The following is a 21083-nucleotide window of genomic DNA, read 5'->3' as shown; positions in this document are numbered from 1 at the left end:
TGTCCGCGAGGCGATGAACCGCGCGGACCTCCAAAAACAGGTTGGCGACATGGATAAGCATTTTTCCCGCAATTACAACGGAGCAATGTTCATTATCACATGCACGCAAGGCATATCTTACGTTGACGTTAACGTAAATACGTTATCTCTCCGTCAAGGGCTCATCCGCTCCCGTCATAGCCCCGTTCGGTTTGCGACAACCCTGTCGTTTGCGACGGATTCTTGAACTGCGCCGCCCTTGGCGGAACAATGGTGCGGTCGAACAGGGGAACGTCCGGCCTGCGCATGAAGATCACCATGATCGCACCTGCCAATATGCCGCCCACATGCGCGCCCCAGGATACGTTTTCTTCCAGCCCGAGTGCGAGCATCAGGAACTGCTGGCCGATCCACAGCGCCAGCGGAATGAAGGCGGGCAGGGGAAGTGGAATACGCATGAAGACCAGCACCCAGACGCGCACCCTGGGATGCAGCAGAAAATAAGCCGCGACGACTCCGGAAACCGCGCCGGACGCGCCAATCAGCGGGCCTTCGGAGGTGGGGGCGACAAAGCCGTGTAACAGTGCACCCGCGATGGCGCAGGCGATGTAAAAGATCAGGAAACGGAAGTGGCCGAGCGCATCCTCGACATTATCACCGAAGACCCACAGGAACAGCATGTTTCCGGCCAGATGCCAGAAATCCAAATGCAGAAACGCATAGGTTATGACGGTCAGATCATCCGGCACCACCTGCAGGGCAGGTTCCAGATAGGCGTAATCGAACACCACCGCCGGGATGAAGCCGAGGCCGAGCGCTGCGGCATTGGCCTGGACGTCACTGGCAAGCACGCCGGTAAACAGCCAGACGAGCACATTGACCACGATCAGGCCGATCGTGACATATTGCAGCCGGATGTGTTTGAGGGAATTCGCATCGTGCAGCGGTATGAACATCGAATGCCCTTCGGTTGCGCAATCGAGGCGCTTCAGCGGTTCTTGCCGGGAACCCACAATATGTCGGCCTTGCCCGCGTCATTGGCGAAACGGGCGGCAACGAACAGGAAGTCGGACAGGCGGTTGGCATATTTGATGGCCGCCGGGCTGACGATTTCGGCCTCGGTGACCGAAAGCTCCACCATCAGCCGTTCCGCCCGGCGGCAGATGGTGCGCGCCAGGTGCAGATTGGCCGCCGCCGCATTGCCGCCCGGCAGCACGAAGGAGGTCAGCGGTTCAAGTGTGGCGTTAAGGTCGTCGATCTCGTTTTCCAGCCGCGTGACCTGGCTTTCAACGATACGCAGCGGTTCATAGGAGAGCGGTTCGCCGCTATCCGGGGTGGCGAGATCGGCGCCCAGATCGAAGAGGTCGTTCTGGATACGGAACAGCATCGCATCCAGCTTTTCCATTCCGCCGGTATGAAGCCGCGCCACGCCGATCGCCGAATTCGTCTCGTCCACGGTGCCATAGGCCTCGACGCGAAGATCGTGTTTCAGGCGGCGCGGGCCGGAAACCAGCGCCGTCGTGCCCTTGTCGCCGGTGCGGGTGTAGATCTTGTTCAGTTTCACCATATCAGCGGCCGCCGCCGGTGAGCCACAGGGTGAGCATGATGAGCACGATGGCGATGGCCTGCAGGAGAAGGCGAAGCTGCATCAGCTTGTTGGAACGGTTGGCGTCCTGCCCCTTCAGCATGTTGAACAGGCCGCGTATCAGCACGATGACGACAAGGCCCATGACAATAAGGGCGAGAACGGTGGTGAAGCCGGACATGCGGGGTGATTCCTCCTCAATCGAACCTGCGCAACAGACGATAGAACAGTCCGGCAGGCAAGAGCCGTTTCAGCAAGAGCCCCTGTTTGGCTGGAACGGTGACGGGATAATGCGGCTTGGGCCTTGCGGCGGTCAAGGCATGTTTCAGCACGGCGTAGACGGCATCGGGGCCGAGCTTGTGACGGCTGACCGGGCCGGAACCGTCCATCCGTGCCAGCTGCCGTTTGTATTCCGCCGCATGGGCCGAGTTCTCCAGATCGATATTGCCCTTGATGTGGGCAAGCGCGGTCGCGGTGAATTTCGAGGTGATCGGACCCGGTTCGATCAGGCTCACATGAATGCCGCTGCCCTGAAGCTCCATGCGCAGGGTAACGCCCAGTCCCTCGATGGCGAATTTCGATGCGGTATAGGCGCCGCGATAGCGATAGGGAACGAGGCCGAGAATGGAGGAGCAATGCACGATGCGCCCTGAACCGCGCTTGCGCATGAACGGAATGACCCGCCGCGTCAGGTCGTGCCAGCCGAAGACGTTGGTTTCGAATTGCTGGCGCAGCGCCTCGACGAGCAGATCTTCCACCGCGCCCGGCTGGCCATAGGCGCCGTTGTTGAAGAGCGCGTCGATGCGGCCGCCGGTTCTGGCCGCCACCGTTTCCACAAGCGCGGCGATGGTTTCCGGTTTGGTGTAGTCCATGATCAGGGTTTCGATGCCCTGATTTTCCAGTGCTGCCATGTCAGTGATACGCCGCACGGTGGCAAAGACCCGCCAGCCGTCGCGGTGGAGCGCGCCGGCGCAATGGGCGCCGATGCCCGAGGAGCAGCCTGTGATGATGATGACGGGTTTTTCAGACATCTTTGCCGCTCCGGGAAGCCGAATGTTGCTGTGGCCCGATGGTCTGGCCCGTGAAAATTGAATTGCGCAAAATCCTGTTCCATCGGGAACCGAAAGGCAGGTCTGTGCGCTGTACAAAGCGGAGCTGATTTCCCATATTCGCGACGAAGTTACAAATGAAATGCCGATGAATGGAGGTGACATGGTTGCCGCAGTGCGCCTGGCAGGCAAGGTTGCCTTCGATGCCTATTCCCATTTCGCCGAGGATGACGGCTGGGCGATGGCGAGCCATATGGCGCTTTCCATTCTGCTGGCGCTGTTCCCCTTCCTGATCTTCGGCACGGCGCTTGCCGGTTTTCTGGGCGCGGACCAGTTTTCCGAAACGGCAGTGCATCTTATTTTCGATACCTGGCCGGAAGCCATTGCCGGTCCGCTCGCGGCGCAGGTGCAGCAGGTTCTGACCATTCCGCGCGGCGGGCTGCTGACGATTTCGGTGCTGGCAGCCGCCTATTTTGCGTCCAACGGTGTCGAGGCGCTGAGAATTTCACTGAACCGCGCCTATCGCGTCACCGAAACGCGGTGGTGGTATATCACCCGCCTGCTCAGCCTGCTTTACGTGCTGATTGCGGTGGTGGTTTTTACCGGCATCAGCATCGTGCTCGTTGCCGTGCCGGTTGCCATGTCTTTTGCCGAGCAGCGTTTTCCCTGGCTGACGGATGTGCTGAACACGGTCTCCAGCCTCGGTCTTTACGGCACCATCGTGGTGCTGACGGCGGGGCTTGTTGCGGCGCATCTGTGGCTTCCGGCCGGCAAGCGCCGCATCTGGGATGTCTGGCCCGGCATTCTGCTGACGATGATATTCTGGGTCATCGGCGCTGCGATCTTTGCCTATTACCTTTCCACCTTCGCAAACTATGCCGCCACCTATGCCGGTCTCGCCTCGGTCATGGTGGTGCTGGTGTTTCTTTACATGGTGGGCGTCATCTTCATGCTGGGAGCGGAGGTGAATGCCGCGCTCATGAAATACAAGGTCCGGCAGATCATCCGCCGCAATATCAGCAGCAGCGCGCGCCGCGAGCAGGTGCTAGACGAGCCCGACAAGCCGGCGGATATCTGAGGGCGACGCACCTTCGGCGCGAAGGGCCGAAAGGCCGGTGCTGCCTTCGCTTTTCGAGAGCTTGCGTCCGTCCGCGCCCAAGATCAGCCGGTGATGGTGGTAAGCCGGTTGCGGCAAGTCCAGCAGGTGTTGCAGCAGCCGGTGAATGGCGGTGGCGTGGTAGAGATCCATGCCGCGTACCACATGGGTTATGCCCTGTAGCGCATCATCCATCACAACGGAAAGATGATAGCTCGACGGCGCGTCGGAACGCGACAGTACCACATCGCCCCAAAGCGCGGGCAGGGCCTCGATCTGCCCCGCCTCGCCATCGCCGCTCTCTTCCCATAATAGAGGGATGCCGGCGGTGCGGATCGCCTTTTCCATGTTGAGCCGCCAGGCGTGCGGACGGCCGGAGGCGAGCAGCGCATCCCGCTCCGCCCTTGGCCTCTCGCGGTCCATGGCCGGATAAAGCGGCGCGCCATCGGGATCGCGCGGCCAGATCCCTCCCTCCGCCTCGAAAATACGAACGATTGCCTTGGTTTCTCCCCGGCTCAGAAAGGCAGGGTAAGCGAGCCCTGCCTCGATCAGCCTGTCCAACGCCACGCGGTATTCATCGAAATGCTCCGATTGCCGCCGCACCGGTTTCTCCCAGTCGAGACCCAGCCAGCCAAGGTCATCATAGATTGCCTGTTCCAGCTCCGGTGTGCAGCGTGTCTGGTCGATATCCTCGATACGCAGCAGAAAGCGGCCGTCATTGTCTCGCGCCATATCCTGGTTCAGGAAGGCGGAAAGCGCGTGGCCGAGATGCAGCAGGCCATTGGGACTTGGTGCAAAACGGTAAACCGGTTTTTGACGGAGAGGCGAAGGCATGGTTTCTTCTGCCATGTTTTAAAGCACCCCGCCAGCGGCTGGCGGCATATGGAATGACGGACATGAAAATCATTACCGGGATGGATGACATCAGCGAGGGGCTGGAGCATCTCGCCCACCTCGATCCGGCTCTCGGCCTCGTCATCGAAAAAGCCGGTCCGCTGGAACTGCGCATTCATGAGCCCGGCTTTTCCGGCCTTGCCCATATCGTCGTTTCGCAGATGGTGTCGCGCGCCAGCGCCAATGCCATATGGGCGCGTATTCTTGCCGGCACCGGCGGCGTGGTCACGGCGGAAAATTATCTCGGCGTACCCGAGGAATTGCGCGCCACTTTCGGCCTTTCGCGGGCCAAGGCGACGACGCTGGAAGGGCTGGCGCGCGCTGTCACGGAAGGGCAGATCGATCTTGACGGCGTGGTGCGCAAGGAGGGGCGTGCGGCCCTTTCCGAGCTGGTTGCGCTTCGCGGTATCGGCCCGTGGACGGCGGAGGTCTATCTGATGTTCTGCGGCGGTCATCCGGATATTTTTCCGGTCGGCGATGTGGCGCTGAGATCGGCGGTGGCTCATGCGCTAAGCTTGGAGGTCAGGCCAGAAGCGAAATGGCTGGCGGAGCGGGCAACAATCTGGTCGCCATGGCGCTCCGTGGCCGCGCGGCTTTTCTGGGGCTACTACGCCAATATCATGCGGCGCGCCATGGTGCCTCTGCCCTGAACGGGGTCAAAAATCGGCGATACTGTAGGGCAGGGCTCCGCGCGAAAGATGATCGAAATGCAGCTTGCGTTTCAGCGGCGGTACGGCGCGCTGCACGCACTCCACCCTTTCACAGACCCGGCAGGAAACGCCGATGGGCTTGAAGGAGGCGGTATTGGTGAGATCGAGCGTATCGGCATAAACGAAATTCTGCGCGTGGGAAATTTCGCAGCCAAGCGCGATGGCATAACGTGGCCTGTCCGTGTTGAAACCGGCGCCCGCTTTTTCGATCTGGGTGGCGATGGAAAGATAACGCACGCCGTCAGGCGTTTCCGCCAGCTGGCGCACGATCCTGTCGGAGCTTTCGAAGGCCTGGTGGATGTTCCAGAGCGGACAGGCCGCGCCGAAACGGGCAAATTGCAGCCTTGTGGCGCTGTGGCGTTTGGTGATGTTGCCGGCACGATCGATCTTGGCGAAAAAGATCGGGACACCTTTCTGTCCGGGGCGTTGCAGGGTGCTGAGCCGGTGGGCCACCTGTTCGAGGCTCGCGCCGAAGCGAACGGCCAGAAGTTCCAGATCGTGGCGCAGCTCCTGCGCTGCCCGGTGAAATTGGCCATAGGGCAGGATGAGGGCGGCGGCGAAATAATTGTAAAGGCCGATGCGACAGATTTCCGCGGCTTCCGCGCTGCGGAAACCGGAGGCGGCCAGCACTCTGTCCACCGTCGCTCCCGCATGAAGCTGGGCAATCTGAAGCGCCAGCTGAAAACAGCGGGTTGGTGCTGCCAGATAGGAACTGAGCGCGAGTGTTTTCCCAGCCGGATCGAAATGCCGGATCAACCCGCCAGCCGCCTCTATTCTGGTGATGTGGACACCGTAACGGCTGCGCAGGTGGGCCGCCAGAATGCCATAGGTCTCACCGCCCTCTATCTCCAGTTCGTCCGCAAGCTCCTCCGCCAGAAGATCGATTTCGGCGACGTAATTGTCGACGAAGTGGAAGAAGTCGCGCACCTCCTCATAGGGTGTTCTTTCCACCTGCGCGGTTCCCCGCCCCAGCCTGTCGTCAAGCTGCACCAGCTGCTCGCTGTTTTGCCGGTAGGCCTGGTGGGCGCGCAAAAGCGCATGGGCAAAGCCCGGCGCGTTCTGGGCAATCAGCTTCAGCTCCTGCAGCCCCGGCTCGTAATTCATGAACAGTGGGTCTTTCAGGGCCTCGCGCACGGCGGAAACCAGCCGGTCGCTTTCGCCCGTTGCCAGTTCCGCCATGTCTAGCTGGAATTTTTCCACCAGCGTCACCAGAACGCTGGCCGAAACCGGGCGCTGATTATTCTCGATCTGGTTCAGGTAGCTCGCGGAAATGCCGAGCCGTTCGGCGAATTGCGCCTGCGTGGCGCGGGCATTTTCGCGAAGGCCGCGGACCTTGCGGCCGATGAAGAGTTTTTCCGTCGCCATGTTGCAACTTTGCAAAATTAAATATTGCAAATATTTATGGCACGCATACGCGCACGATCAAGGCTTCTAGGAGAATGTTTTCTAAGCTATTGATTTTGAGGAAACGCATGGAGGAAACATGCCCAGCATTCTGGAGCAATTGCAGACGCGCCGCGATGAAGCGCGACTTGGCGGTGGCGTCAAGCGCATCGAGGCGCAGCATGCCAAGGGCAAACTGACGGCGCGCGAGCGCATCGATGTGCTTCTGGATGAAGGGTCCTTCGAGGAATACGACATGTACGTTACCCACCGGGCGGTGGATTTCGGCATGGCGGAACAGAAGGTGGCGGGGGATGGCGTCGTCACCGGCTGGGGCACCATCAACGGCCGGCAGGTCTATGTGTTTTCCCAGGATTTCACCGTTCTCGGCGGCTCGCTGTCGGAAACCCATGCCCAGAAGATCTGCAAGATCATGGATATGGCGGTTCGTAACGGCGCACCGGTGATCGGCCTTAACGATTCCGGCGGGGCCAGAATTCAGGAGGGTGTCGCCTCGCTCGGCGGTTATGCCGACGTTTTCAAGAGGAACGTCATCGCCTCCGGTGTCGTGCCGCAAATCTCCGTCATCATGGGGCCTTGCGCTGGTGGTGCGGTCTATTCACCTGCCATGACCGATTTCATCTTCATGGTGCGCGATACCTCCTACATGTTCGTGACCGGGCCGGATGTGGTGAAAACCGTGACCAACGAGATCGTCACGGCTGAGGAGTTGGGTGGCGCTTCCACCCACACCAAAAAATCCTCTGTTGCCGATGGCGCTTATGAAAACGACATCGAGACGCTGGAGCATGTGCGGCTGCTGTTTGACTTCCTGCCGCTGAATAACCGCGAAAAACCGCCCGTCCGACCGTTTCATGACGACCCCGCACGATTGGAGGCGCGTCTCGATACGCTGATCCCAGACAGTTCGAACAAGCCCTACGACATGAAGGAACTGATCCACGCGCTGGCCGATGAGGGCAATTTCTTTGAGTTGCAGGAAGCCTTTGCCCGCAACATCATCACCGGATTTATTCGTCTCGAAGGTCAAACGGTGGGTGTCGTCGCCAACCAGCCGATGGTGCTGGCGGGATGCCTCGATATCGATAGCTCCCGCAAGGCGGCGCGTTTCGTGCGTTTCTGCGACGCCTTCAACATTCCGCTGCTGACGCTGGTGGATGTGCCGGGTTTTCTGCCCGGAACGGCGCAGGAATATGGCGGCGTCATCAAGCACGGCGCGAAACTTCTCTTCGCCTATTCGGAGGCGACGGTGCCGATGGTGACGCTGATCACCCGCAAGGCCTATGGCGGCGCCTACGACGTGATGGCCTCGAAACATATCGGTGCGGATGTGAACTATGCCTGGCCGACGGCGGAAATCGCTGTCATGGGTGCGAAGGGTGCGGCGGAAATTCTCTATCGTTCCGAGCTTTCCGATCCGGAGAAGATCGCCGCGCGCACCAGGGAATATGAGGAGCGTTTTGCCAACCCCTTCGTGGCGGCGGAGCGCGGTTTCATTGATGAGGTCATCATGCCGCATTCCTCGCGTCGCCGCATCGCCCGGGCCTTTGCCTCGCTGCGCGGCAAGAGCGTGGAAACCCGCTGGAAGAAACACGACACTATTCCGCTCTGACCTGCTCCGGGGCTGGAAAATTGCTTCGGCCACCTTACTATATGTTTGTTCAGGCGCCCGGATGTTCGGATGCCCTCCCGAAACACACAAGGACAGATTTTTATGGCCGAGAATTCCTCCGCAGATAATTTCCCCGCCGGATATGAAGTGCCCAAGGTCTGGACCTGGGACAAGGGCAATGGCGGCCAGTTTGCCAATATCAACCGCCCGATCGCCGGTCCCACCCATGAAAAGGAACTGCCGGTCGGCAAACATCCGTTGCAGCTTTATTCGCTGGCGACGCCGAACGGCCAGAAGGTCTCGATCATGCTCGAGGAATTGCTGGCTGCCGGCCACAAGGGCGCCGAATATGATGCATGGCTGATCAGGATCGGCGAAGGCGACCAGTTCGGTTCCGGTTTTGTCGGCGTCAATCCGAATTCCAAGATCCCGGCGCTGATGGATCATTCGACCCCTGAGCCGACCCGCGTTTTCGAAAGCGGCTCGATCCTCGTCTACCTCGCGGAAAAATTCGGCGCTTTCCTGCCGAAAGAGGGCAATGCCCGCACGCAGGCGCTGAACTGGCTGTTCTGGCAGATGGGTTCCGCCCCCTTCCTCGGCGGCGGTTTCGGCCATTTCTACGCCTATGCGCCGGTGAAGATCAAATACGCCATCGACCGTTACGCCATGGAAGTGAAACGCCAGCTCGACGTGCTGGATCGTCATCTCGCCGATAACCGCTATCTGGCCGGTTCGGAATATACAATCGCCGACATGGCCGTCTGGCCTTGGTACGGCAAGATCGCGCTTGGTCAGGCCTATGGCGATGCGGGTGCTTTCCTCGAAGCGGATGGTTATAAGAACCTCATGCGCTGGACGCTTGAAATCGGCGAACGCCCGGCGGTCAAGCGCGGTGTGATCGTTAACAAAACCTCAGGCGATCCGTCCGAACAATTGCATGAACGCCACGATGCCTCCGACTTCGAGACGAAGACGCAGGATAAAATCGGCAAGGCATAACGAGAAGACCAGAGCGCTGAAAACGCTCTAACTATTTGAATTGATGCATTGTCCTGACGTAAAAGCGGACCCGCTCTTACTGGAAATGCTTTGGAAGGACTAGAGATGGCGAACCTGCCCGAAATGACCAAACACAAGGGATTTCCCTCCGGCATGCCAAGCACGGGCGTCCAGTTCACCATCCGCCGCGCCAATCCCAAAGGGGTAACGCCGATCAAGGTGATACCCCGCAGGGCGCGGGACGATTCCAAGGAGCATCGTATCGATGCGGCCTTCCTGCACTCGCTCTGGCACCATTTCGGTGCCGAGCCTTTCGAGCGCGGCAATCTCGATGCCGCCCGTCTCAACCTGCTGTTCGGCCGCGAGGTCGTGCCGGCGGAAAAGAACTTCGATCCCGTTTCATATCAGGCGATGCTTGTCATTGACGAACGTGTCGCCCGGCAGAATTTTCCGGAATCGTTTGAGAATTTTTTCGAGATTTGAGTGCAGCCTAAAAATCTTTGGTAGAAAGCGGGGATAAATGACAACCGACATCGGGCTGCCTGTTAAATTCGACGTAGGTGTAAGTGCGAAAGCCGAGTTGTCTGCGCAAATAAAAACAGAGATTCCAGCGGAAGCCTCCGGCCATTTTGTGGAAATGGTCACCGACATTTTTCGTCCGTTTAGCGAGGCAAGGGGTTTAAAGGCGGATCAAATTAGACTTCAACGCGAAGATGTTCTCTTTGAAATCGCTCAGAGAGCCAATAAGCGCCTAGAGCTTTTGAAACCCAAGGTTCCATTAGAACTTAAATTCCTTGTGCCGTTTTTAGAAAAAGCTTCGTATGAATCCACGAAATCGAGTTTAGTCGATTGGTGGGCAGGTTTATTGGCTGGCGCAATGTCAGATAAAGACGCCCAGCATCCTCTTTACATCGATTTTCTATCAAAAATGACACCAGCAGAGGCCGATCTATTAAATAGACTGTGGGGAGATGTATCTTCTTTTATCGGTGCTGCCTTTAGTGCTCGGGACTTCGTGATGGGAATCATTATCGATGCAGTTGGGGAGACGAGTGCCAGTACCGAACGCTATGAAGCTGCAATTCGACAGGGCGTGTCAAACTTGCTCGAAAGTGCGCCGTCACGCGGCGTTGTAATTTCTCGGTTCAGTTTTCCGTCTGTAAGCGATGACAATATTTTTGTTTCGTCCAGTATCGACGTCGTGACGCTGGAAAAGTGTGTTTCAATAGGTGTCCTTAGAAAAGACGACACAACCTTCACGGTCCTCGCTCCCTTCATAGGTGAGTATCGCTGCTCCGCAGAATTTTACTCTTTTTCGCAAGTTGGTCGAAGCCTTATGCAGGCGTGTCATAGGGGTTGATATGATCAAGAAAATCCTCATTGCCAATCGCGGCGAGATCGCCTGCCGGGTCATCAAAACGGCGAAGAAGATGGGCATCGCAACGGTTGCGGTCTATTCGGATGCGGATGCCAATGCGCTGCATGTAAAGATGGCGGACGAGGCCGTTCATATCGGCCCCGCACCCTCGTCGCAGTCCTATATCGTCATCGATAAAATCCTTGAGGCGATCGAGAAGACCGGAGCGGATGCGGTGCATCCGGGTTACGGTTTCCTGTCGGAGAATGCCGCCTTTGCCGAGGCGCTGGAAAAGGCGGGCGTCATCTTCATCGGCCCGCCGGTCGGAGCCATCCAGGCGATGGGCGACAAAATCACCTCCAAGAAGTTGGCGGCGGAAGCCGGCGTTTCCACCGTGCCCGGCCATATGGGTCTGATCGGGGATGCTGACGAGGCAGTCAGGATCGCATCGCAGATCGGTTATCCCGTGATGATCAAGGCCTCGGCCGGTGGCGGCGGCAAGGGCATGCGCATTGCCTTCAACGATGCCGAGGCGCGCGAGGGCTTCCAGTCCTCGAAAAACGAGGCGAAATCCTCCTTTGGCGATGACCGCATCTTCATCGAGAAATTCGTCACCCAGCCGCGCCATATCGAAATTCAGGTGCTGGGCGATCAACACGGCAGTATCCTTTATCTCGGTGAGCGTGAGTGCTCGATCCAGCGCCGCAACCAGAAGGTCATCGAGGAAGCGCCGTCGCCCTTTCTCGATGAGGCGACGCGCAAGGCCATGGGTGAGCAGGCCGTGGCTCTGTCGAGGGCAGTCGGTTACCATTCGGCCGGAACGGTTGAGTTCATCGTCGACGGCGAGCGCAATTTCTATTTTCTGGAAATGAATACCCGTCTGCAGGTGGAGCATCCGGTGACGGAACTCGTCACAGGCATCGATCTGGTCGAGCAGATGATCCGCGTCGCAGCCGGAGAAAAACTCTCCTTCGGGCAGGCAGATGTGAAGCTGAACGGCTGGGCGATCGAAAGCCGGCTTTATGCCGAAGATCCCTATCGCAACTTCCTGCCGTCGATCGGCCGGCTGACGCGCTATCGCCCGCCGGAAGAAGGCGAGCAGGAAAACGGCACCATCATCCGCAACGATACCGGCGTCTTCGAAGGCGGCGAAATCTCGATGTATTATGATCCGATGATCGCCAAGCTGTGTAGCTGGGGTCATGATCGTAAAACCGCCATCGATGCCATGGGGCAGGCGCTGGATCGCTTCGAAGTTGAGGGCATCGGCCACAACCTGCCGTTCCTGTCGGCCGTCATGCAGCATGAGCGCTTCCGGGCCGGTCGCCTGACGACGGGTTTCATTGCCGAGGAATTCCCGGAGGGCTTTTCCGGGGTCGAGCCGGATGAGGCCTCCGCATGCAAACTTGCGGCCATCGCCACCGTCATCCACCAGCGACTTCAAAACCGCGCGGTGGAAATTTCCGGCACCATCGGCAATCATCGCCGCATCGTCGGTCAGGACTGGGTCGTTTCGTTCGGAAAATCCCATCGGAGCGTCAGCCTGGAAACCGATACGGATGGCACGGCAATCCGTTTTGAAGACGGTGCGGCGCTGAGCGTCGACACCGGCTGGCTTCCGGGCCGCAGCCTTGGTCTGTTCACGGTGGCCGGTGAGGTGATCGCCGCCAAGGTCGATCTTGCCGGTGCGGCGGTTCGCCTGCGCTGGCGCGGCATGGATATCCTTGCCCATGTGCGAAGCCCGCGTGTGGCAGAACTGGCATTACTGATGCCGGAAAAGTTGCCGCCGGATACGTCGAAACTGCTGCTCTGCCCCATGCCCGGCGTCATCACCGGTATCTCCGTTGGCGAAGGCGACGAGGTGGAGGCCGGCCAGGCGCTTGCGACGGTGGAGGCCATGAAGATGGAAAACATCCTGCGTGCGGAAAAACGCGGCCGCGTCGCCAAAGTATCGGCAAAACCGGGCGACAGCCTCGCCGTGGATGAGGTCATCCTCGAATTCGAGTGACGCTCGATCCTGTCTTTTGAGGAACGGATGAGGGCTGGAGCGGTTTACGGGGTCGGTTGGTTTTGACCGGCAAGGCGGATCGCTGGATTTCGGTCACGATTGCCCGCCACAGTGCGGAAAAATGAAATGCAGAAGGGGAGAGATGCATGTCGGGTGAAAAAACGGTGCGGGACTGGCTGCAGCTTGCCGAAAAGGAGCTGAAGCGTTCACCGGATTCACTGGTCTGGCACACGCCCGAAGGCATAGAGGTCAAACCGGTTTACACGGCCGATGATCTGCAAAAGGTTTCCCATCTTGAAAACCTGCCGGGCTTTGCGCCTTTCACGCGCGGCCCGCGCGCCACCATGTATGCCGGGCGGCCGTGGACCATCCGCCAATATGCCGGTTTTTCCACGGCGGAAGCCTCCAATGCATTTTATCGCAAGGCGCTTGCCGCCGGCCAGCAGGGCGTTTCCGTGGCCTTCGATCTCGCCACCCATCGCGGTTATGACAGCGACCACCCGCGGGTGGAAGGCGATGTCGGCAAGGCAGGCGTGGCGATCGACAGTGTCGAGGACATGAAAATCCTGTTCGACGGCATACCGCTCGAAAAGGTCTCGGTGTCCATGACCATGAACGGGGCCGTCATTCCGGTTCTCGCCAATTTCATCGTGGCGGGGGAAGAGCAGGGCGTTTCGCGCGCCGCCCTTTCCGGCACCATCCAGAACGATATCCTCAAGGAGTTCATGGTTCGCAACACCTATATCTACCCTCCGGAACCTTCGATGCGGATCATCGCCGACATCATCGAATATACCGCGAAAGAGATGCCGAAGTTCAATTCCATCTCCATTTCCGGCTATCACATGCAGGAAGCGGGTGCGACGCTGGTGCAGGAACTGGCCTTCACGCTGGCGGATGGTCGCGAATATGTGCGGGCCGCCCTAGCCAAGGGGCTGAATGTCGATGATTTCGCCGGCCGCCTGTCGTTTTTCTTCGCCATCGGCATGAATTTCTTCATGGAGGCGGCAAAGCTGCGGGCCGCACGTTTCCTTTGGTCACGCATCATGGAAGAGTTCCAGCCGCAAAAGGCTTCGTCGCTGATGCTGCGCACCCATTGCCAGACATCCGGTGTCTCGCTTCAGGAACAGGATCCCTATAACAACATCGTCCGCACCGCCTTCGAGGCCATGTCCGCCGTGCTCGGCGGCACGCAGTCGCTGCACACCAATTCCTTTGATGAGGCCATTGCCCTGCCGACGGAATTTTCTGCCCGCATCGCGCGCAACACCCAGCTTATCCTCCAGCATGAAACGGGCGTTACGAAAGTCGTCGATCCACTTGCCGGTTCCTATTACGTCGAAAGCCTGACGGATGAACTGGCGCAGAAGGCCTGGGCGCTGATCGAGGAGGTGGAGGCGCTTGGCGGCATGACCAAGGCGGTGGCGGAAGGCCTGCCGAAACGACTGATCGAGGAGGCGGCGACGCGCCGTCAGGCCGCGGTGGACAAGGGCGAGGAAGTGATCGTCGGCGTCAACCGTTACCGTCTGGAAACCGAAGAAGATATCGACGTTCTCGATATCGACAATGCCGCAGTGCGCGCCGCGCAGATCCGCCGCCTTGAGGACACCAAACGCCGCCGTGACGGCGGGGACGTTTCCAGGGCGCTGGCGGCACTGTCTGAAGTCGCCCGCAGCGGCAAGGGCAATATTCTCGAAGCTGCCGTTGTCGCTGCCCGCGCCCGTGCCACGGTTGGCGAGATCTCCGATGCGCTGCGTGTGGTATTCGGCGATCATGCTGCCGTGCCGGAAGTGGTGAGCGATATCTACGGCGAGGCCTACAGGGACGAGCCGGAGCTTGCCACGCTCGCCGCCCGGCTTTCCGGCGTGAGCGAAAGGATCGGCACCAAACCGCGTATCATGGTGGCCAAGCTCGGGCAGGACGGGCATGATCGTGGAGCGAAAGTCATCGCGTCTGCCTTTGGCGATATCGGTTTCGATGTGCTGGCCGGGCCGTTGTTCCAGACGCCGGGGGAAGCGGCCGATCTTGCCGTCAACAACAAGGTGCATGTGGTCGGCATGTCGTCACTTGCCGCCGGTCACAAGACGCTTGCGCCACAACTGGTCGAGGCGCTGAAGCAGAAGGGCGCAGACGATATCATCGTCGTCGTTGGCGGCGTCATTCCGCGCCAGGATTACCAGTTCCTGCTCGATCACGGCGTTTCGGCGATTTTCGGTCCCGGCACCAATGTCATGGAAGCGGCCAACAGGGTTCTCGACCTGCTCGAAGGTGTCAGGCGCAACGCGTGAGGGGAAGACGGCCATGTTCGGAAAATTGAACCACGTCGCCATCGCCGTGCCCGATCTTGAGGCCGCCATTGCCCGCTACAGGGCGCTTGGTGCAAGGGTCTCGGAGCCGCAATCCCTGCCGGAACACGGCGTGATGGTGGTTTTCATCCAGGCGGAAAACACCAAGATCGAACTTCTTCATCCGCTCGGGGAAAATTCACCGATTGCCGCCTTCCTCGAAAGAAATCCGGGCGGCGGCACGCACCATCTGTGCTTTGAGGTGCCGGATATTTTGGCGGTCCGAGACGATCTCGTCCAAAAAGGCATCCGCATTCTGGGCGATGGCGAGCCGAAGATCGGCGCGCATAGCAATCCCGTTCTCTTTCTGCATCCGAAGGACATGGGCGGCGTGCTCTACGAGCTGGAGCAGGTTTCCCCGACACATGGCTGAAACACAGACCCCGTAACACACTGGCCATGCGGTTCGGCAGTGGCAGGCGGTCGATCGTCCATGCCTGGAATGCGGTTTCGTTTGTTTTCTTTTGACATTCGTTTTATTTTCGCTTTTATGGCAGTCGTCTTTCAACGATGGGGAAAATGATCCCCCGGCGCTGTCGTGGAGGCCTTATGTCCGGCGAAAACATATTCGATCTTTTTGTCATCGGTGGTGGCATCAACGGTTGCGGCATTGCCCGCGATGCGGTGGGCAGAGGCTATTCCGTGGCGCTTGCCGAAAAGGGCGATTTTGCCTCCGGCACTTCGTCCGCTGCCACCAAGCTCATCCATGGCGGCTTGCGTTATCTCGAACATTACGAGTTTCGTCTGGTGCGAGAAGCCCTGATGGAGCGTGAAATCCTGTGGGCCATGGCCCCGCACGTCATCTGGCCCATGCGCTTCGTTCTGCCCATCCAGAAGGGCGGCGTGCGTCCCTCGTGGATGGTCCGGCTCGGTCTGTTTCTTTATGACAATCTCGGCGGCCGCAAGCTCTTGCCGCCGACCCGCACGCTTGATCTGAGGCAGGATCCGGCGGGCAAGCCTCTGAAGCCGGTTTTTGCCAAGGCTTTCGAATATTCCGATGGCTGGGTGGACGACGCCCGTTTCGTTGTCCTCAACGCGCGCGATGCGGCGGATCGCGGCGCGACGATCATGAACCGCACGCGGGTCGTCTCCGCCCATCGCGAAAGCGGTCTGTGGCTTATCGAAACGCTGGACGAAAAAACCGGCCGCTCAGTCACGCACAAAGCGCGCATGCTGGTCAATGCCGCCGGCCCGTGGGTGGATAATGTCCTGTCTGGTGTGTTCGGCCGCAACGATGTGCACAATGTCCGCCTCGTGCAGGGCAGCCACATCATCGTGCGCAAAAAGTTTTCCGATCCGCGCGCCTATTTCTTCCAGAACCCTGATAACCGCATCATCTTCGCCATTCCCTATGAGCGGGATTTCACGCTGATCGGCACCACTGACCGCGACTACAAGGGCGATCCCGCCAAGGTGCGCATCTCCGAGGACGAGATTTCCTATCTCTGCAATGCCGCCAGCGAATATTTCAGCGAGCCGGTGAACTCCGACGATATCGTCTGGACCTATTCCGGCGTGCGGCCGCTTTTCGATGATGGTGCTTCGAAAGCGCAGGAAGCCACGCGCGATTACGTGCTGAAAGTTGAAGAGGCAGAAGGCGAAGCGCCGCTTCTCAACATTTTTGGCGGCAAGCTCACCACCTATCGGCGGCTGGCGGAACATGCGCTGGAAAAGATCGGCGCGGCTATCGGCGAAAAGGGCAAGCCCTGGACGGCGGGTTCCCACCTGCCGGGCGGCGATTTCGGCGTTGAGAGATATGAAGCCCAGGTAACGTCGCTTCTTTGCAATTACCCATTCCTTGACCGTCGCCATGCTGAGCGGCTCATCAGAAACTACGGCACCAAGGCGGCGGACCTGCTCGGAACCGCCTCCGATGTTTCCGGCCTCGGCCGGCATTTCGGCGGCACGCTTTACGAATGCGAAGTGCGCTGGCTGGTGGAGCGCGAATGGGCCTTCACCGCCGAGGATATTCTCTGGCGACGCACGAAACAGGGCCTGCGGTTGAGCAGGGATGAAGCCGCCATTCTGGGCGAATTCGTTTCCATGTTGACTGGCGTCCCGGAAAAGGCTGCGGCTTTGGCTGAACAGGCCTGAGCCCACGAGTTGCCCTGTCAGCCCGCGGAATTCCTCACCGCTCTGTCAGGGCCGTCGGCGCTCAATATATAATCGTCGGCGGCGGAAAGCGCGTGTTCCATATGCCCTTCGAACACCAGTTCCGGTTCGTCGGGTGCGATGCCGATTTTTGGCATTCCGCCGAAGCGCACGGCCTGGGATTGCGCAAGGCCGTCATGAAGTCCACTTTCCAGAAGGTCGAAATAGCGTGTGCCGGGGCCGGTGATGAAAACCGGCATATGGCCATGCAGGCTGAACAGGCGTGAAAGACCGTTGCCGAGCGCAAGTCCCGCAGTCCGGAAGGCAAAACGGGCCATGCGCGCGCCGGCGCGGGCGGAGGCGGCGATCTTGTCCACTTCGGCAATCGGCACGAATTTCGCCGGTTCCGCCTGCGGCGGCGCTTCGAAGGCCGAGCGCAGGATCGCATAAAATCCGGAATAGGCCTCGATACAGCCTTTGGTGCCGCAGCGGCACAGCGCGCCATCCGCCAGATGCAGCATATGGCCGAAATTGGGGGCACTCACCTTGATCGCCCCATCCGGGGTGGCCCGGGCAATGCCGAGGCCGATGCTGTGCCCCAGCGAAAGGGTAACGAGCGCCTCCGGTGCCGGGCTCTCCTTTTCCTTTGCCTGCTGCCGCACCCAGATGGCTTTTGCGGCCAGCAGGGTTTCGTTGTTCAGCGTCACGCGGATGCGGCCGTCCTGCGAAATGAGTTGCTGGAAATCTATCTTTTCATTGCCCAGCACCGGTGACCAGACGAGTGCCGCCGTTGCCGCGTCCACAAGTCCCTTGCTGCTGATCGATACCTGCAGAATATCGTGCCGGTCGATGCGCGAGCGGTCCGCAAGCCTTGCCAGACCGGCCAGAATCGATTGGCCGAACATGCCTTTTTCAGCGGCGATCCTCTGTTCGGTGAAGCGGTCCACCAGCTTGCCGGCGTAATCGACGAGCGAATATTGCACGCTGTCGGATGAAATGATGACGATGGCGACGTGGCAGAAGGCGCCGCGCGGCCCAAAGAGAATCCTCGGCCGCCCGCGGCCCGTAGTGGCAAGCTGCTCTTTGCGCAGGATGAGGCCTGCGCGCTCCAGCTCCATGGTAATGGCGGAGACCGTGGCGGAGGCAAGCCCGGTGAAGGACGACATTTCGGTATGCGAAAGGCTGCCGTGCAGGCGCAATGCCGCCATTACAGACAGGCTGTTTTTCTGGCGCACCAGTTCCGTACTTGCAATGGCGGACATGGGCTGGGGCCTGCTCCCTGAACGGCTTTTTCCTGTCGTGCTCACCCGTCTGATGGCGCATGCCACACACAAGATCAAGGCACCCGGATGCTGCCCGCAGCCGTTGTTGACAGCATTAGGAATCTCTGACATTAATTTTCTCGACTGTCGAGAAAATTGTGAAACCACAGAGACCGGCAGCTTTTTTCCGGGCGTTTTCCCTGCATGGAGGTGCAGGCTTCGCCCTTACCGGGAGGACATCATGAATTCATTTGCCAAGCTTTTGGCGGGTACGGCCGTACTCGTTTCCCTGCACACCGCCGCCATCGCGGCCGATCTCGTTGTCGGCGTTTCCTGGTCGAATTTCCAGGAGGAGCGCTGGAAGACGGATGAGGCGGCCATCAAGGCAGCACTCGACAAGGCCGGTGCTAAATACATTTCCGCCGATGCGCAGTCGTCTGCCGCAAAGCAGCTGACCGACGTGGAGTCGCTGATTTCCCAGGGCGCAAACGCGCTGATCATTCTGGCGCAGGATAGCGACGCGATTGGCCCGGCGGTAGAAAAAGCCGTTGCCGAAGGCATTCCGGTCGTTGGTTACGACCGCCTGATCGAAAACCAGAACGCCTTCTACATCACCTTCGACAACAAGGAAGTCGGCCGTCTTCAGGCAGCCGAAGTCTTCAAGGTCAAGCCGGAAGGCAATTACGTCTTCATCAAGGGCTCTTCTTCCGATCCGAATGCGGACTTCCTGTTCGCCGGTCAGCAGGAAGTGCTGAAGGCTGCCATCGACGGCGGCAAGATCAAGAATGTCGGCGAGGCCTATACAGATGGCTGGAAGCCGGAAAATGCCCAGAAGAACATGGAGCAGTTCCTGACCAAGAACAACAACAAGGTCGATGCGGTCGTCGCCTCGAATGACGGCACGGCCGGTGGCGCGATCGCCGCTCTCGCCGCGCAGGGCCTTGCCGGTTCGGTTCCTGTTTCCGGTCAGGATGCCGATTTCGCCGCGCTTAACCGCGTCGCGCTCGGCACGCAGACGGTGTCGGTCTGGAAAGACAGCCGTGAACTTGGCAAGGAAGCGGCCGGCATCGCGCTGGAACTGGCCGGTGGCAAGAAGATGACGGAAATCAAGGGCGTCACCAGCTTTGATGGCGGTCCGAAAAAAGTGGCAATGCAGTCGGTCTTCCTCAAGCCCATCGCCATTACCAAGGACAATCTGAACGTCGTCATCGACGCCGGCTGGATCAAGAAGGAAACGGCCTGCCAGGGTGTGAAGGCCGGAACCGTCAAGGCCTGCAACTGAGACCGATAGGTTGACGTTTTGGGCGCCGCGCCACGGCATGTGGTGCGGCGCCTTTCAGATGTAAGGAGGACCGGCAGTCCATGGCCGACATGACACAATCCAATTCCACAGCGTCCCCCAAGACGGAAAAGACAGGCTCGATTACGCGCTTCATCAGCGCCACGGAGCTGGATACTCGCCTGCTCGGCATGGTCGGCGCGCTTCTTCTGATCTGGATCGGTTTCCACATTCTTTCGGGCGGGCTGTTCCTGACGCCGAGAAACCTCTGGAACCTCTCCGTGCAGACCGCTTCCGTGGCGGTGATGGCAACCGGCATGGTGCTTGTCATCGTCACCCGCAATATTGATCTCTCGGTCGGGTCGATCCTCGGTTTTTCCGGCATGATCATGGGTGTCATGCAGGCGGAAATCCTGCCGCAAATCCTTGGCTTCGAACATTGGGCGACATGGATTGTCACGCTCTTGGTCGGCATCCTCGTCGGCGGCGCCATCGGCATGCTGCAGGGCTCGATCATCGCTTTCCTGAACGTGCCGTCGTTCATCGTCACGCTCGGCGGCCTGCTCGTCTGGCGCGGCGGCACCTGGTTCATCACCAGCGGCCGTACCGTGGCGCCGATGGATTCCACCTTCCGCCTGATGGGCGGCGGCACCAGCGGCTCGATCGGCGCGACATGGAGCTGGATCGCCGCCATTGTCGCCTGCGTCGCCATCGTTGCCGCCATTTTGAATTCCCGCCACCAGCGCCGCCGTTTCGGTTTTCCGCTGCGGCCGGTCTGGGCGGAATATTTTCTGGTGGCGCTCGGCTGCCTCGTCGTTGTCGGTTTTGTGGCTGTGGTCAACAGCTATCCCTGGCCGATCAACATCGCCCGCAACTATGCCGACGCCAATGGCATCGCCTGGCCGGAAGGCGGGCTGTTCATTTCGCACGGCATCGCCATTCCGGTTCTGATGGCACTCGCCGTCGGGGCGGTGATGACCTTCATTGCCACACGACTGCGATTCGGACGTTATGTCTTCGCCATCGGCGGCAACCCTGAAGCGGCGGAACTCGCCGGTATCAAGACCCGCTGGGTCACGGTGAAGATATTCACGCTGATGGGCGTTCTGTGCGCCATTGCCGCGGCAATCTCGACTGCCCGCCTCAACGCGGCCACCAATGCGCAGGGCGAACTGGACGAGCTCTATACGATTGCGGCGGCCGTCATCGGCGGCACCTCGCTTGCCGGTGGTGTGGGAACCATTGCGGGCGCGATGCTCGGCGCGCTCGTCATGCAATCGCTGCAATCCGGCATGGTGCTCGTGGGGATCGATACGCCCTTCCAGCGCATCGTCGTCGGTGTGGTTCTGGTCGTCGCCGTCTGGCTCGACACCATTTACCGCGCCCGCGCCAAGTAAGAACCGAGGAGAACCC

At 59.6% G+C, this 21083-nt stretch carries 19 protein-coding genes; 12 read left to right on the top strand and 7 right to left on the bottom strand.

Annotated features, from left to right (window positions below; all coding sequences use genetic code 11):
- Positions 1 to 161: 161 nt before the first annotated feature.
- From JZY08_RS18525 to JZY08_RS18510, 4 genes are read right to left on the bottom strand one after another with little or no spacing between them, the layout of a single operon-like run.
- A complete protein-coding gene (locus JZY08_RS18525; RefSeq protein WP_216333078.1) occupies positions 162 to 935 on the bottom strand; it encodes a rhomboid family intramembrane serine protease in 774 nt (257 codons plus the stop codon).
- A 32-nt stretch (positions 936 to 967) separates the two neighbouring features.
- Positions 968 to 1546, bottom strand: a complete 579-nt coding sequence (locus tag JZY08_RS18520) for a cob(I)yrinic acid a,c-diamide adenosyltransferase (protein WP_216333076.1) — start codon at positions 1544 to 1546, stop codon at positions 968 to 970.
- 1 nt (position 1547) lies between these two features.
- Positions 1548 to 1745: a twin transmembrane helix small protein gene (locus JZY08_RS18515; RefSeq protein ID WP_003497428.1), complete on the bottom strand. Its 198-nt coding sequence runs from the start codon at positions 1743 to 1745 to the stop codon at positions 1548 to 1550.
- Between the two features lie 16 nt (positions 1746 to 1761).
- Positions 1762 to 2595: an SDR family oxidoreductase gene (locus tag JZY08_RS18510; RefSeq protein ID WP_216333073.1), complete on the bottom strand. Its 834-nt coding sequence runs from the start codon at positions 2593 to 2595 to the stop codon at positions 1762 to 1764.
- A gap of 181 nt (positions 2596 to 2776) precedes the next feature.
- Here JZY08_RS18510 and JZY08_RS18505 point away from each other — a divergent pair, with 181 nt between their 5' ends.
- Positions 2777 to 3691, top strand: a complete 915-nt coding sequence (locus tag JZY08_RS18505; RefSeq protein ID WP_216333071.1) for a YihY/virulence factor BrkB family protein — start codon at positions 2777 to 2779, stop codon at positions 3689 to 3691.
- Here the strand turns inward: JZY08_RS18505 and gluQRS are convergent.
- The gene (gene gluQRS, locus JZY08_RS18500; RefSeq protein WP_216333069.1) at positions 3659 to 4558 is read right to left on the bottom strand and encodes a tRNA glutamyl-Q(34) synthetase GluQRS; all 900 of its coding nucleotides are present in this window, start codon (positions 4556 to 4558) and stop codon (positions 3659 to 3661) included. The genes JZY08_RS18505 and gluQRS overlap by 33 nt on opposite strands.
- 38 nt (positions 4559 to 4596) lie before the next feature.
- On the opposite strand from gluQRS, the gene JZY08_RS18495 reads away from it, so the two are divergent.
- Positions 4597 to 5253: a DNA-3-methyladenine glycosylase gene (locus JZY08_RS18495; protein ID WP_216333067.1), complete on the top strand. Its 657-nt coding sequence runs from the start codon at positions 4597 to 4599 to the stop codon at positions 5251 to 5253.
- A gap of 6 nt (positions 5254 to 5259) precedes the next feature.
- Here JZY08_RS18495 and JZY08_RS18490 read toward each other — a convergent pair whose 3' ends face one another.
- Positions 5260 to 6678, bottom strand: coding sequence for a short-chain fatty acyl-CoA regulator family protein (locus tag JZY08_RS18490; protein WP_216333065.1), 1419 nt, complete (start codon positions 6676 to 6678; stop codon positions 5260 to 5262).
- Positions 6679 to 6796: 118 nt separating this feature from the next.
- Between JZY08_RS18490 and JZY08_RS18485 the strand changes: the two genes are divergently transcribed.
- The 8 genes from JZY08_RS18485 to JZY08_RS18450 all read left to right on the top strand — a co-directional run bounded on the left by JZY08_RS18485 (position 6797) and on the right by JZY08_RS18450 (position 17132).
- Positions 6797 to 8329 (top strand): acyl-CoA carboxylase subunit beta, encoded by a 1533-nt coding sequence (locus JZY08_RS18485; RefSeq protein WP_216333063.1) that lies wholly within the window; start codon positions 6797 to 6799, stop codon positions 8327 to 8329.
- A gap of 102 nt (positions 8330 to 8431) precedes the next feature.
- A complete protein-coding gene (gene yghU / locus JZY08_RS18480; protein WP_082185485.1) occupies positions 8432 to 9328 on the top strand; it encodes a glutathione-dependent disulfide-bond oxidoreductase in 897 nt (298 codons plus the stop codon).
- A 105-nt stretch (positions 9329 to 9433) separates the two neighbouring features.
- Positions 9434 to 9811 carry a hypothetical protein gene (locus tag JZY08_RS18475; protein WP_003497414.1) on the top strand — a complete coding sequence of 126 codons (378 nt, stop codon included), beginning with the start codon at positions 9434 to 9436 and terminating at the stop codon, positions 9809 to 9811.
- 37 nt (positions 9812 to 9848) lie between these two features.
- A complete protein-coding gene (locus JZY08_RS18470) occupies positions 9849 to 10688 on the top strand; it encodes an Abi-alpha family protein (RefSeq protein ID WP_216333061.1) in 840 nt (279 codons plus the stop codon).
- Position 10689: 1 nt separating this feature from the next.
- Complete coding sequence (locus JZY08_RS18465) at positions 10690 to 12693, top strand: acetyl/propionyl/methylcrotonyl-CoA carboxylase subunit alpha (protein WP_216333059.1); 2004 nt, start codon at positions 10690 to 10692, stop codon at positions 12691 to 12693.
- A 146-nt stretch (positions 12694 to 12839) separates the two neighbouring features.
- On the top strand, positions 12840 to 14981 hold the full coding sequence (gene scpA / locus JZY08_RS18460; protein ID WP_216333057.1) for a methylmalonyl-CoA mutase: 2142 nt from the start codon (positions 12840 to 12842) through the stop codon (positions 14979 to 14981).
- Positions 14982 to 14994: 13 nt separating this feature from the next.
- Positions 14995 to 15411 carry a methylmalonyl-CoA epimerase gene (mce, locus tag JZY08_RS18455; protein WP_216333055.1) on the top strand — a complete coding sequence of 139 codons (417 nt, stop codon included), beginning with the start codon at positions 14995 to 14997 and terminating at the stop codon, positions 15409 to 15411.
- 176 nt (positions 15412 to 15587) lie between these two features.
- Positions 15588 to 17132, top strand: coding sequence for a glycerol-3-phosphate dehydrogenase (locus JZY08_RS18450; protein ID WP_216333053.1), 1545 nt, complete (start codon positions 15588 to 15590; stop codon positions 17130 to 17132).
- Positions 17133 to 17149: 17 nt separating this feature from the next.
- On the opposite strand, the gene JZY08_RS18445 is transcribed toward JZY08_RS18450, so the two are convergent.
- Positions 17150 to 18391 (bottom strand): ROK family transcriptional regulator, encoded by a 1242-nt coding sequence (locus tag JZY08_RS18445; protein ID WP_216333052.1) that lies wholly within the window; start codon positions 18389 to 18391, stop codon positions 17150 to 17152.
- Between the two features lie 241 nt (positions 18392 to 18632).
- On the opposite strand from JZY08_RS18445, the gene xylF reads away from it, so the two are divergent.
- A complete protein-coding gene (gene xylF / locus JZY08_RS18440; RefSeq protein ID WP_003497403.1) occupies positions 18633 to 19673 on the top strand; it encodes a D-xylose ABC transporter substrate-binding protein in 1041 nt (346 codons plus the stop codon).
- Between the two features lie 80 nt (positions 19674 to 19753).
- Positions 19754 to 21067: a sugar ABC transporter permease gene (locus tag JZY08_RS18435; protein ID WP_137039138.1), complete on the top strand. Its 1314-nt coding sequence runs from the start codon at positions 19754 to 19756 to the stop codon at positions 21065 to 21067.
- The last annotated feature ends 16 nt before the right edge of the window (positions 21068 to 21083 follow it).

The sequence above is a fragment of the Rhizobium sp. X9 genome (genome assembly GCF_018873185.1).
Taxonomy (GTDB): Bacteria; Pseudomonadota; Alphaproteobacteria; order Rhizobiales; family Rhizobiaceae; genus Agrobacterium; species Agrobacterium oryzihabitans.
This window is presented reverse-complemented; position numbering and strand designations above follow the sequence as displayed.

Excerpts from the sequence above, each read along its gene's own strand:
- JZY08_RS18525 (WP_216333078.1), bottom strand. The coding sequence starts at position 935 with ATGTTCATACCGCTGCACGATGCGAATTCCCTCAAACACATCCGGCTG.
- JZY08_RS18520 (WP_216333076.1), bottom strand. The coding sequence starts at position 1,546 with ATGGTGAAACTGAACAAGATCTACACCCGCACCGGCGACAAGGGCACG.
- JZY08_RS18515 (WP_003497428.1), bottom strand. The coding sequence starts at position 1,745 with ATGTCCGGCTTCACCACCGTTCTCGCCCTTATTGTCATGGGCCTTGTC.
- JZY08_RS18510 (WP_216333073.1), bottom strand. The coding sequence starts at position 2,595 with ATGTCTGAAAAACCCGTCATCATCATCACAGGCTGCTCCTCGGGCATC.
- JZY08_RS18505 (WP_216333071.1), top strand. The coding sequence starts at position 2,777 with ATGGTTGCCGCAGTGCGCCTGGCAGGCAAGGTTGCCTTCGATGCCTAT.
- gluQRS (WP_216333069.1), bottom strand. The coding sequence starts at position 4,558 with ATGGCAGAAGAAACCATGCCTTCGCCTCTCCGTCAAAAACCGGTTTAC.
- JZY08_RS18495 (WP_216333067.1), top strand. The coding sequence starts at position 4,597 with ATGACGGACATGAAAATCATTACCGGGATGGATGACATCAGCGAGGGG.
- JZY08_RS18490 (WP_216333065.1), bottom strand. The coding sequence starts at position 6,678 with ATGGCGACGGAAAAACTCTTCATCGGCCGCAAGGTCCGCGGCCTTCGC.
- JZY08_RS18485 (WP_216333063.1), top strand. The coding sequence starts at position 6,797 with ATGCCCAGCATTCTGGAGCAATTGCAGACGCGCCGCGATGAAGCGCGA.
- yghU (WP_082185485.1), top strand. The coding sequence starts at position 8,432 with ATGGCCGAGAATTCCTCCGCAGATAATTTCCCCGCCGGATATGAAGTG.
- JZY08_RS18475 (WP_003497414.1), top strand. The coding sequence starts at position 9,434 with ATGGCGAACCTGCCCGAAATGACCAAACACAAGGGATTTCCCTCCGGC.
- JZY08_RS18470 (WP_216333061.1), top strand. The coding sequence starts at position 9,849 with ATGACAACCGACATCGGGCTGCCTGTTAAATTCGACGTAGGTGTAAGT.
- JZY08_RS18465 (WP_216333059.1), top strand. The coding sequence starts at position 10,690 with ATGATCAAGAAAATCCTCATTGCCAATCGCGGCGAGATCGCCTGCCGG.
- scpA (WP_216333057.1), top strand. The coding sequence starts at position 12,840 with ATGTCGGGTGAAAAAACGGTGCGGGACTGGCTGCAGCTTGCCGAAAAG.
- mce (WP_216333055.1), top strand. The coding sequence starts at position 14,995 with ATGTTCGGAAAATTGAACCACGTCGCCATCGCCGTGCCCGATCTTGAG.
- JZY08_RS18450 (WP_216333053.1), top strand. The coding sequence starts at position 15,588 with ATGTCCGGCGAAAACATATTCGATCTTTTTGTCATCGGTGGTGGCATC.
- JZY08_RS18445 (WP_216333052.1), bottom strand. The coding sequence starts at position 18,391 with ATGTCCGCCATTGCAAGTACGGAACTGGTGCGCCAGAAAAACAGCCTG.
- xylF (WP_003497403.1), top strand. The coding sequence starts at position 18,633 with ATGAATTCATTTGCCAAGCTTTTGGCGGGTACGGCCGTACTCGTTTCC.
- JZY08_RS18435 (WP_137039138.1), top strand. The coding sequence starts at position 19,754 with ATGGCCGACATGACACAATCCAATTCCACAGCGTCCCCCAAGACGGAA.